We start from the raw sequence: 11,095 nt of genomic DNA, 5'->3' as shown, positions 1-11,095 counted from the left end.
ACGGCGGCGAGCAGGGCTGCGGCCGCGCCGGCCCGCCGGCCCGGGCGTGCGCCGCGGGCCGTCCCGCCCGTGCGGTCCGCACGGTCCGTGCCGGGTGTGCCGGGTGTGCCGGTCATGGTGAGGTCCCTCCCTCGTCCGTGCCTCGCCGCGTCCGGCCCGCTGCGGCGGGCGAGCGCGGCCCGCCCCCCGGCGGTCGGCCGGTACCGAGCCAACCGTCCGGGGAGGGACGCGGTCAATGGGCCGGCCGTGCCGCCGACGACAACGCGCCACGGCCCCGATTCCGGTGTGCTGGTGGCCCGAGCGGCGGGGCGCACCGGCTGCCGTCGCGCTCCGCCGGGCGCGGGCGCCGCCCGCGCCCGGCGCCCCGGCGGCCGTCCGTTTCCGGCCACGTCCGGGAGCCCGGGCCGGGCGCGCCGGCGCGGGACGCCGGAGTGGTGGTGGGGCGCGGGGGGACGGCGCGGGCGGGTGTGCCGGTGGCGGCCGGCCACGGGGCGCCGCACGGCGCGGGCCGGTGGGGCTGTGGGGACGGAGGGTGCGGGAGGGGCCGCCGCGGCCGGCCCGTGATCGGCCGACAACGCACCCGGCGGCCCATGCCGGAGGTCTGTGCCGCCGGATGGCGCCCCCCCTACGATGTGAGCGCCGTCGGGCCTGACCCCCGACACTGCCGGCCGAGGCCGGGTACCGCCGCGCCCGTGGGCCGGCCGTCCCGTCGGCCGCAGCCCGACCCGGCGACCGGGAACGGGCCCGCAGTGCAGGCAGCACCGCGCAGGCCGCCCGTCACTCCTCACCACCCAGGGGGTACGCCCATGCACGTCGGCACCGTCGCACCGTCGTTCAGACCCGTCCGCGCCGTCCTGCTCGTCCTCGCCGTGCTGGCCGCGCTGGTCGGCGCCAGCCTTCCGGCGGCCGGCCGGGCCCACGCCGCCGTGCCGGACCGGTGGGGCTTCGCGTTCCTCGACAACCCGACCCCGCCGCCCGGGTACGTCCCGGACACCACCCGTCAGTGGGGCAACTGGCCCTCGCCGGCCACCAACCCGGTGAAGGTCGACCAGACCGGCGTCGGTTCCTACGTCGTGCACTTCCCGCTGATCGCGGGCCCCGGCGGCATCGCCCACGCCACCGCCGTCGGCCGGACCGGCAACTGGTGCCAGATCAAGGGCTGGGGCTCGGCCGGCACCGGCCAGGACGTCGCGGTGGCCTGCTACAGGCCCGGCGGGGCGCCCGCCAACACCCTCTTCACCGTGCTCTACACCACCAGCAGCGGCACGCCGTCCCCGCCCGGCGGCGGCTACGGCTACGTCTACTCCAACTCCACCGGGGCGGTGCTGACCCAGTACAACTCCACCGGCGCGACCAACGCGGTGAGCTGGGGCGGTAGCGGCTCCGGCATCTGGAAGGCATGGCTCCCCGGCCTGGGCTCGGCCGGCTACGACGGGAACATCGAGGTCACCGCCGTCGACGCGGCCCAGGGCGCGCGCTGCAAGGTGGCCGACTGGGCACCCGCCTCGTCCGGCCAGACGGTCGTGGTCGCCTGCTTCAACGCGGCGAACGCCCCGTACGACACGCGGTGGACGCTGAGCTACTCCCTGAAGCGGGCGGTCCACGGGCCGGCGTTCCCGCCGAACCGCTTCGGCTACCTGTGGTTCAACGGCGGCCTGCCCCCCGGCGGCAACTTCAACTCGACGGGCCCGGCCAACACGCTCGCCGGATCGGTGCCCTACACCGTCACGCTCCCGAACGTGGGCGTCCCCTCGGACACCGCGCAGGCCACCGCCTTCGGGCCCGGTCCCGACTGGTGCGGCCTGGCCCTGCCGTGGAACCGCAGCTCGGGGACGGTGAGCCTCTACACCATCTGCTTCAACGGCGGGGGCTCTCCGGTCCCGGGCCGCTTCTTCACCGCGTACACCTCGGCGGTCTGATCCCGCCGGAACGGGCCCGGGGCGGTTCGCCGCCCCGGGCCCGACCGCGTCCGGCAGCCGGACGGCGGGTCAGGGGGTGGCGGGGACCGAGTCGGTGAAGGTCGTGCCGGCGGCCCGGTAGGCGGTGACGGCGGCGCCGACCTGGGCGGGGGTCAGGACCCGGTCCTTGACGTGGAGGACGTAGTCGACGCTCTCCTCGTAGGCGCGCGGGGTCGTCGAGTCCAGACCGGCGAAGTCGGTCAGCCACTGGTTGAAGTGGATCGCCACGGGCCGCTCCGGGAGGAAGCGCGCCTCGTGCCGGGCGAACTCGGCGCCGTCCACGTAGTAGACGACGGCCTCGTCGTCGATGGTCAGGACGAGGTCGTGCCAGCCCGCGTAGCCGGCCCGGACCGCGGTGTGCCGGTTGTCGGCGCCGTCGGGGCCGTAGGTCTCCCAGGAGGTGGCGTAGAAGACGTCGGCGGGCTCGCCCCAGCCGCCGTTGGGCAGGTACTCGAAGTCGTACTCGGCGTAGTCGTCGGCCATCGGGGCCTTGAGGTCGTTGATCGCGAAGAAGCTCTGGACCAGGTGGTCGCCGTCCGGGCCGCTCACCGGCGCGTCGGCGAAGCGGACCCGGGCCGCGTAGGTGCCGTTCCTGAACTTCTGCGCCCGGCTGTGGAACTCGGTCTGCCGGGTGGATTCGCCGGTCCCTGCGGTGGTGGTCCGCAGGGTCATCACCGAGTTGCCGCCCTCCTTGGCGAAGGAGACGTTCTCGGGCGCCCAGGTCGCGCCGGAGACCCCGGGCCCGCCGCCGCCGGAGCGCACGTTCCAGCCGTGCGCGCCGATCGCCGGGTCGGTGTGGCCGGTGTAGTCGAAGTCGTCGAACAGCGCGGCGCCGACGGGGGGCGTGGTCGGTCCGGGAGTGTTGCCGACGGGGGCGGTGCCCCACACCGCGACCCCGTTCACGCTCGCGGTGACCCTGGACCAGTTCGCGTACGCGGTCTGGGCCGGCCCGAAGGAGTAGTCGTCGCCCTGGTCGAGCGGGAGCCAGCCGGTGCGGTGGAAGCGCAGATGGAGGTCCCCGCTGTCGGCGCCGGGGGCCAGCGAGCCGGCGCCCGTGGTGAAGCCGATCTCCAGGTAGCGGTCGGCGGGCGCGCCCGGCTCGACGATCGTGCCGAAGGTGCCGGTCACGTTGGCGCAGCCCTTCACGGCCCAGTCGCAGGCGAAGGAGTAGGCGGCCGGGGCGCTGTCCGCCCTGAAGTAGTAGCGCACCTTCACCTGGCTCAACGCGACCGCCGTGGAGCCGGTGTTGACCACCTTGAGCCAGGGCGCGGCCTGGGAGGCGCCACTGCCGCCGTTGCGGTACTGCACCGTGACGGCGTCGCCCGCCGCGGCCGCCGGCAGGGCGGTCAGTGCGCCGACGCCGAGCCCGGCCGCGACGGCGGCGGCGAGCGCCGCCCGGACGCGTGGGCGCGGGGTGGTCGTTCCGTTCTTCATGGGGGTTCCTCTCCTGCGGTGGGGGACGGTGCGCGGCACCGGCGGAGGGGAGCCCGGGTCACCTCGGGGGAGCATGGGGGAGGAGGTGGCGGGCCGCGCGATCAGAAAGTGGCATAGACCAATTTGGCCGTCAACCCCGTTCGGGCCCGATCGGCCGGAAGCCGGGCGCACGCCGCCGGGAGTGGCTGATAGTGCCCGCCGGACGCACGCGCGGCGGCCGGTCGGCGCACCCCGCCCTGCCACCCCTCGCCGGGCCGCGCCGTCCTGCCCCGAGGCGTCCGGCCGCAGCGCCGGGCACGTGCCGCCCGGGCCGGTGAGGAGCTCGAAGTGCCGCATCTCGTCGCCGTACACCTGGCGGAGCTGAACCGCGGCCGGGCCCCGCCCGGAGGACGGAGGCCCGGCGCGGGTGGTCTACCAGATCGCCGCGACCCATTCCGGGTGGTCGACGAACGGGTTCCGGTTCTTCTGGTAGGTGTCGAAGACGATCTGGTTGCGGCGCTTCTCGAAGTCGCTGGGCGGGTCCTGCTCGTTCCACTGCTTCAGGACGGAGAGCCGGCCGTGGAAGCGGGTGCTGCCGTTGATCGAGTCGTTGGGCTCCAGGTCGGGCCAGGAGTCGTCGCCCTCGTAGCGGACGGCCATGTAGAGGATCATGCGGGCGACGTCGCCCTTGTCCGCGTCGCGCGGCTCGAAGGAGTCGGCGTCGGTGTAGCTGCCGGGTGCCCCGCCGACCGCGCTGCCGCCCTTGTCGAAGTCCTTGTTGCCGCGGGTGCTGTTGACCTGGACGTCGGCGGCACGCAGGTGGTGCAGGTCGGTGCCGGGGCCGGCCGAGGTGCCGAAGTTGCCGTGGGACTGGGCCCACACGTGCTCGCGGTTCCAGTTGCCGACGCTGCCGCCGTTGAGGGACTTGGCGCGCGAGGTGCCGCTGTAGAGCAGGATCACGTTGGCGGTGTTGTTCGGGTCCTGGTCGAGCACCTTGAGGGCGTTCCAGACCGCGTCGTAGGAGATCTTGGTCTGGCCGGTGCCGATGATGGTGTGCAGCGAGGCCTTGAGGCCGGCGCCGGTCTTGCCGATCGCGTTCTTGTAGTACGTGCTGTCGTACGGGCCGGCGGCGGCGCTCGCGGTGGGCGCGGCGACCGCGGGGAGCGCGAGGCCGACGAGGACGGTGGCGGCAGCCGCCAGCGCCTTCCATCTGCGTATCTGTGCAACGGACATGAGGGGCTGTCCCTTCCCGGACGACGCGAGCCGGGCCGCGGGCCCCGGGTGGGCCGGGCCGCGATCTACGCGTGTTGACGTGGCGTTAACGGGAGGATGACATGTCCTCGGGGTTCGCCGTGTAACCGGCAGGAGGCCGTTCCGTGACGTTCTCGCATACGGTGGCCGCGCTCGGTCAGGATCCTCCCGGTAGGCGTGCCCACGAGCGGTTCTGACGGTGCGTCCGGTCCGTCGGGGCCGGTGCGGGGGCTCCCGGGGGTGGTGCGCGTGGTGGTGCGCGTGGTGCTGCGGGGCGGACCGGTGTCGTGACGGGCGCCCGGTCGGCGGGGGTCGCCGTGGGGAGTGGGGAGGTGGCGGGGGCGTGGGGGTCCGGGAGCGGATCGAGCCGTGCCGCCCGCCCGCGGTGGTGCACGCCACCGTGCGGCGCCGTCCGGGTGTCGGGTGGCGGGTGCCGGAGCGGGGGCCGGCTCCGCCGGTGCGGGGCGGGTGGTGGCCGCCGGGGGGTCCCCGGACGTGGGATGGTGTGTCCGGGGCCGTCGATCGGCTCCACCCGATCCAGGAGGTCATGTATGAGCAGCGACGCAGCGTCGACCGAGAGCGCCGAGAACCCGGAGAACCCGGAGGCGGGCCGGCCGGCCGAGGCCCCCGCGCCCCCGGCCCAGGATGATGTCAAGGCCCGCTTTCTGGCCGCGCTGGAGCGCAAGCACGGCGCCAAGACCGACGGCACCTCCGGCGGTCCGGCGGGTGACTCGAAGATCCACGGTGCCCACGGCGCGGCCGGCGGCAAGCGCAACTTCCGCCGCAAGAGCGGCGGCTGACCACATCGGTTCCCGGCGGGCCCGCCGGGCCGGGAGGTCCGGCCCTACCGGTCTCCCGCCCCGGCGGACCGGCCGGGGCGGCGGCCGGTGTCAGGAGGCGGCCGGCCGGAGCGGGGCGGTGTGCGGTGCGAGGAGATGGCGGGTGACCGTGCGGGCCCGCGCCGCGTCGCGGACCACGAGGTGGATCTCCCAGGGGGCGCCGCGGGAGAGTTCGGCCTCCACGGCGGCCCAGACCGCGGCGATGCTCGTCTCGGGCGGCAGGCCGCCCCGGCCGGCGCCGAGGAGGGGGAAGCAGATCGAGCGCAGCGGCGGGTCGAAGGCGCGGTGCTCCTCGCCCAGGAGCGCGAGCGCGCGGGTGACGGACCGGGTGACGTCGGCGGGCTGGACGTCGTAGTCGTTGGTGCCGGGGCGGGGGACGGCCACGGCGGCGTGGTAGATCCGGCGGAGGCCCTGCCGTTCGAGCGCGCCGGCCCCGGTGGGGGCGACCGTCGAGGCGAGGACCGGACGGCCGAAGCTGCGGTACTGGTCGAGCCACTGGCGCAGTTCGGCGGAGATCCGGTCCTCGATGAGGTCGCCGGTGGGGCCGCGCACCGCGCAGGCCCGGCGCAGCACGGCCGACACCGAGTTCTTGTAGGCCTCGGCGGGCGCCAGGTAGACGTTGCTGGGGGAGACGACGACGTCCACGTCGCGGAGCAGGTCGACCGAGTGGGTGTGCAGGTGGACCGCGACGGTCCGGCCCCGGAGCGGCAGGTGCAGCACCTGGTGTTCGGCGGCCGGCGCCTCGACCGGCCCGGGTGCGGCCACCCGGCGGTCCGGCCCGGCGGGCGCCTCCGCGAGCCGGCCGATCTCGTCCGCGACGGCGGCCAGGACGAGGAGTTCGTGGTGCCGGCGGAAGCGTTCCACACTCACGTTGTAGACGGCGGCGGCGCGCTTGCGGCGGTCGGCGGCCGGCGAGTCGGTGGTGCCGGGGGCCAGGCCGAGGGTGTGCCGGGCGGCCTCCTGGAGGGTGCCGGTGTCGAGTTCGGCGACCGCGCGGCGCAGCAGGTCCTCGACGGTGCGCGGGTGCCGTGCTTCGGGTGCGGCGGCGAGGGCGCCGAGCAGGGGGAGGTCGAGCGCGCGCAGCCGGACGGGGCCGGCCCGCCGGACGGCCCGCAGCTCGGCGAGCACCGTGTCGTGGTCGAACACCGGTGGGCCGGGCGCCGGAGCGTCGGACGCGGGTGGGCCGGGTGCGGGCAGGCCCGACGGCGGTGGGTCGAACGCCGGTGGGTCGGGGGCCGGGGGAGCAAGAGCCGGAGGGTCGAGAACCGGAGGGCCGGATGCCGGAAGGTCGTCGCCGGTGCGGTGCGGCATGGCCCCAACGATGGCACGGAGCAGGGGGGTTCACAAGCCGGATCGTCAGGTCGCACGCGCCCCCGGGGAGGCGGTGCGGGCGTCGCTCCGGGGCCGGACGGCCGCCGCGGCGGCCCGCGCCCGGGCCCGCGCCCGGCGCCCGTCGGCGAGGCACCAGTCCAGCAGCGGGGCGACGCTCGGGTGGACCGACCCGTCCTCGGTGAGGACGGCGGCGGTGAAGAAGAACCGCGCCTCGCCGAACTCGTTGCGCATCGCCTGGACCAGGTTTCCCAGCCCGAGCGCCCGTTCGAGCCACTCCGCCGCGCGGTCGCTGTCCCGGGCAGCGGCGCCGGGCACCGGCCGTCCGTCGAACGGCCCGGTCCCGCTCGGCGGCCCGGTCTCCTCCAACAGCCCGGTCTCCTCCAACAGCCCGGTCCCGTCCAGCAGGTCGGTCTTGCTGATGGCGACGGCCAGCCGCGAGCGGTGCAGCGGGACCCCCATCGCCAGGATCGCCTGGACGGCCTGGTCGAAGACGGGCTGCGGCGGGACGCTGGAGGCGAGGGTGCGGTCCAGCCGGGCCTGCCGGTCGGGGTCGAGGAGCTCCCAGAAGTCCGGTACGGCGAGCGGGTCGAGGACGAACAGGAAGGTGCGGGCGGCACGCGCGTACCGGAGGGCGTCGGTGTCCTCGCGGCTGACGAAGTGTTCGCCCGCGGTGTCGAAGAGGTGCAGCAGGCGCGGGGGCCGGGCCCGGTCCAGGAGGACGGAGTGGGCCCGGTGCCGGGCCCGCGGGGTGCTCCGGGGGTGGCCGCGGATCTCCAGCACCTCGCGCTGCAGCCGGTAGCGTTCCGCCGTCTCCTCGTCGGCGAACCGGGCGTGGGCCCGTCCGTCGGGGTCGGTCCGCCGGAGGACGGTGAGCATGGCGGCCATCAGCTGGGTCTTGCCGGCGGCCCGGCCCCCGATGAGCGGCAGCGCGTGTTCGGCGAGCCGGCCGGTCTCGGTGCTCAGCAGCCGGCCGCAGTGCGGGTGGGTGCAGTACCCGGGCAGCCGGTAGCGGCCGGCCGGCAGCGTGGTGGGCAGCCGTTCGTCGCACTGGCAGCGGCGGCGGAGGATGCCGTACCGGCCGGGCCTCAGGTCGCTGTGGCGCCGGCGGCAGGTGGGGCGGGAGCACTCGTACGCGGGGCGGCGCACCCGCTCGAAGCAGTGCGGGCAGAGCACGCCCTGCCGCAGCCGCCGGGCGCCGAGGGCCGCGTGGTCGAGGCCGGTGAGGACGAGGACGGCGAGCCCGCCGCCGGTCCCGAGGGCCAGCACCACCAGGGCGTGCACCAGCAGCGCCGCGGCGAGCAGCGGGAGCGTGACCAGGGCGGCGGACAGGGCGCCGGTGTAGCCGGCGAGGGCGAGGAGGACGTCCCGGCCGATCCGCAGCTCGTCGGTGACGGCCCGCAGGGCGTCGGCCGTCCGGCGGCGGTGCGCCCGCCGGCCGTGGACGGCGACCAGCCGCAGGTCCCGCCGGGCGGGGCCGAAGGCGTAGGCGCGGTGGGCGGGCTGCGGCTCGTCCTGCGGGCGGTGGACGGGGAGGGTCTGGTACTGGGGATCGCTGCGGCGCAGCACGTCCACCAGCACCCGGCCGTACGACCGGAGCAGCTGGTCCAGCAGCCGCAGGGCGCGGGCGGCTGCGACGAGCGGGGCCAGTACCAGGGAGACCGCGAGGCGGACGAGGAAGCGGACGAGGGGGACGAGCAGGTCGAAGAGGACCGTCACGAGTTCCGTCAGCGCGTTCACTCCGCCGCCCCGGGCCGCCGTGGTTCGGGGGGCGTGACGGGCGGGACCCGCGGTGCGGCGGCGGGCGGAGCCGGGTCGGCCGCCGCCGGGCCGCCGGGGCGGGAGCCGCCGTCGGCCGGCGTCCGGCGGGCGGTCCCGAGCGGGGACGCCATCCACCGCAGGACCCGCCCCACGGCGGTCGACCGGCGCTCGGCCGACCGCCGCTCCAGCAGGTCGGCCTCGGCGGGGGCGTACGGGCGCAGCGCCCGCGCCAGGCGGTCGGTCTCGTCCGGAGGCCAGTGCTCCCGGGCGTGGTGCAGGGTGGCGACGATCAGGTCCAGCTGGGCGCCGGGCGGGCGGTGGTGCGCCAGGTAGCCGGCGGCGGCGGCCAGGTGCCCGAGCAGGGTGTCGGAGGGCGGGCCCGACCGGCCGACCCGGGCGGCCTCGGTGCGGATCCGTTGCAGGTAGGCCCGCGCGGCCCCGTCCGACAACCGGGTCAGGAGGTGCAGGCGTTGGGCCAGCCGGTCGGGCCGGACGACCGGCCGCTCGGCCAGCCCCCGGGGGAGCCGCCGGAGCAGCAGCGCCCGGGCCGGCGGCCAGCGCACCGGCGGCAGGTCGTCCAGCACCTCGGCGAGCTGATCGGCCGTCCTCGCTCGGTCCAGGCGGTCGCGGACCTCCAGGGTGCGGGCGACGCACGCGGCGCTGTCGGGGTCCGGCCAGCCGGACCGGGGCGGGTCGGCGAGCAGCTCGTACAGGCGCAGGCAGTCGTCGAGGCCGGCGTCGTCGGTGATCTCCCGGATCAGGCTCCGGCCGAGCCACCGGCGGGCCCCCTCCTCCCAGGGCAGCCCGGGCGGCAGCGCCGGGACGGCGGCGAGCGCCTCGGCGTACGACCAGTACGTGCGGGGCGGCCAGAGGCGGTGCAGCAGCGACAGGTCGAGCGGGACGTCCGGGCCCCGCAGGGCGACGACCCGCCGCAGGGTGGCGACGGCGAGCTCCGGGCTCCGGTGGGCCCGGGCCACCAGGAAGTGCTCCAGGAGCCGGGCGTGGCCGGCCACGTCCTCCTCGCGCAGCAGGCCGGGCGGCAGGCCGAGGAGGAGGTCGGGGAGCTGGCCCCGCTGCGATTCCGCCAGCACGCCGAGGGTGTGCACCAGGCCCTGCCGGAGCTCCGGCCACTGGCGGGCGGCGGTCGTCAGCAGCTCCTCCAGCCCCCGGAACGGCCGGCCGGTGACGGTCGCCCCCAGCAGCTCCGAGGTGAGCTCGGCGCTGCGCCGGACGAGTTCGCCGGACGGCGGTCGCAGGCCGGCGGCGGACGCCCACCCGAGCAGTCGCAGCGCCCCGGCGGCGTCGGCGCGCCGGAACCGGTCCAGCCACCGCCCGGTGACCCGTGCGCGCCGGACGGGGTCGGTGAACCGGACCGGCGGGAGGGCCTGCCCGTCGCCCTCCTCGCAGCGGAGCATGTCGGACTCGTGGACCTCGTCCAGCAGCTGCTCGGCGAGTTCCCGGTCGTCGCCGCGGGCGGCGGCCCGGCCGAGCGCCCTCAACTGCTCACGGTCCAGGCGGTACTGGCGGTGGACGTCGCGGACCGCGGCGGTGAGCGCGGGAGCCGGCGGCGGCTCGGGGCCGGTCAGCCAGGCGATCAGCGCGACGAGGTCGGCCGGGGTGAGGGGGGTGCCGCCGGCCGTCGCCGCGGCCGCCGCCGGGCCGTGCCAGTCCTCGGCGGTGCGTTCGCGGCCGCTCAGGTAGTCGTCGGCCCAGGACCAGAAGGCCCGGGCGGAGGACGGGCCGACCCGGGCCAGCAGCCCGGTCAGCGGGTGCACGGGCAGCGCGGGGACCAGACCCCGGACGAAGTCGAACAGGTAGTAGACGTCCTGGTCGTCGGGCCCCAGGTCGATCCGGTTCTCGGGGAGGCTCCCGATCAGGTGCAGCCGGCCGCGCCCGGGCCGGTGCAGGTAGGTGGCGAAGGAGAGCCGCCGGGCGAGCGGGGGCGGGAGCAGGAAGCAGACCGCGGCGAACCAGTGCGCGATCCGGTCGGTTCCGGTGTCCACCACGAGCACCGACCGGTCCTCGGCCAGCGCGGCCCGGGCGGCCTCCAGCAGGGCGGGCAGCAGCGCGGCGTGCGGGTGGGAGGCCAGGAAGCGGCCGACCGAGCGCGGTGTGAGCGGGCCGGCGCCGGGCCGGGCGTCCAGGGCCGGGAGCCTGGTCCGGTCGGCCGGTCGGGACGACCAGACCGGCGAGCCCCAGAGCTCGATGCCGAGCAGGCCGCCGGCGTCCCGGGCGAAGTCGGGGCTGGTCAGGGCATGGGCGAAGTAGTTGCCGAAGCGCTGGGAGGAGTCCCGTCCGACGTACTGGACCCGGGCCGCCAGGGCCGTCGCCCCGGGGACGAACACCAGGTTCACCGGGCACCGGGCCAGCTCCTCCGGAGCCTGCGCGTACAGCAGCGAGGCCGGCGGCTCGTACGCGGTGAGGGCCTCCACCTCGCGCATCGTCCCGGCGGAGACGTCCGCGCTGACGGCGTTGAACTGGTAGCCGGCGAAGCCGCTCAGGCCCTGCTCGCACGAGGTGTAGTAGAGCTGTTGGAACGGCATG

Annotated in this window: 7 protein-coding genes; 2 read left to right on the top strand and 5 right to left on the bottom strand. The window is 76.5% G+C overall.

The features are described 5' to 3' along the window. The first annotated feature begins 806 nt into the window (after positions 1-806). Positions 807-1,919, top strand: a complete 1,113-nt coding sequence (locus ABZY91_RS15445) for a hypothetical protein (RefSeq protein ID WP_329951323.1) — start codon at positions 807-809, stop codon at positions 1,917-1,919. Positions 1,920-1,988: 69 nt separating this feature from the next. Here the strand turns inward: ABZY91_RS15445 and ABZY91_RS15440 are convergent, their stop codons facing one another. Both ABZY91_RS15440 and ABZY91_RS15435 read right to left on the bottom strand, forming a co-directional pair. Then, the gene (locus ABZY91_RS15440; protein ID WP_355402685.1) at positions 1,989-3,392 is read right to left on the bottom strand and encodes a cellulose binding domain-containing protein; all 1,404 of its coding nucleotides are present in this window, start codon (positions 3,390-3,392) and stop codon (positions 1,989-1,991) included. Between the two features lie 411 nt (positions 3,393-3,803). Then, entirely contained in the window at positions 3,804-4,604 is an 801-nt protein-coding gene (locus ABZY91_RS15435) for an endonuclease (RefSeq protein WP_329951325.1), read from the bottom strand. A 569-nt stretch (positions 4,605-5,173) separates the two neighbouring features. Here ABZY91_RS15435 and ABZY91_RS15430 point away from each other — a divergent pair. Next, a complete protein-coding gene (locus ABZY91_RS15430; RefSeq protein ID WP_329951326.1) occupies positions 5,174-5,422 on the top strand; it encodes a DUF5302 domain-containing protein in 249 nt (82 codons plus the stop codon). A 90-nt stretch (positions 5,423-5,512) separates the two neighbouring features. On the opposite strand, the gene ABZY91_RS15425 is transcribed toward ABZY91_RS15430, so the two are convergent. The 3 genes from ABZY91_RS15425 to ABZY91_RS15415 form a co-directional block, all read right to left on the bottom strand. Beyond that, positions 5,513-6,607, bottom strand: coding sequence for a hypothetical protein (locus ABZY91_RS15425; RefSeq protein ID WP_355402682.1), 1,095 nt, complete (start codon positions 6,605-6,607; stop codon positions 5,513-5,515). Between the two features lie 210 nt (positions 6,608-6,817). Continuing rightward, positions 6,818-8,530, bottom strand: coding sequence for a hypothetical protein (locus ABZY91_RS15420; RefSeq protein WP_355402680.1), 1,713 nt, complete (start codon positions 8,528-8,530; stop codon positions 6,818-6,820). Beyond that, positions 8,527-11,094 carry a GTPase-associated protein 1-related protein gene (locus ABZY91_RS15415; protein ID WP_355402678.1) on the bottom strand — a complete coding sequence of 856 codons (2,568 nt, stop codon included), beginning with the start codon at positions 11,092-11,094 and terminating at the stop codon, positions 8,527-8,529. The genes ABZY91_RS15420 and ABZY91_RS15415 overlap by 4 nt, the downstream gene beginning before the upstream one ends. Between the last annotated feature and the right edge of the window lies 1 nt (position 11,095).

The sequence above is a fragment of the Kitasatospora sp. NPDC002965 genome, assembly GCF_040611255.1.
Taxonomy (GTDB): Bacteria; Actinomycetota; Actinomycetes; order Streptomycetales; family Streptomycetaceae; genus Kitasatospora.
Note: the sequence above shows the minus strand (reverse complement) of the source record. Positions and strands in the feature narration are given on the sequence as shown.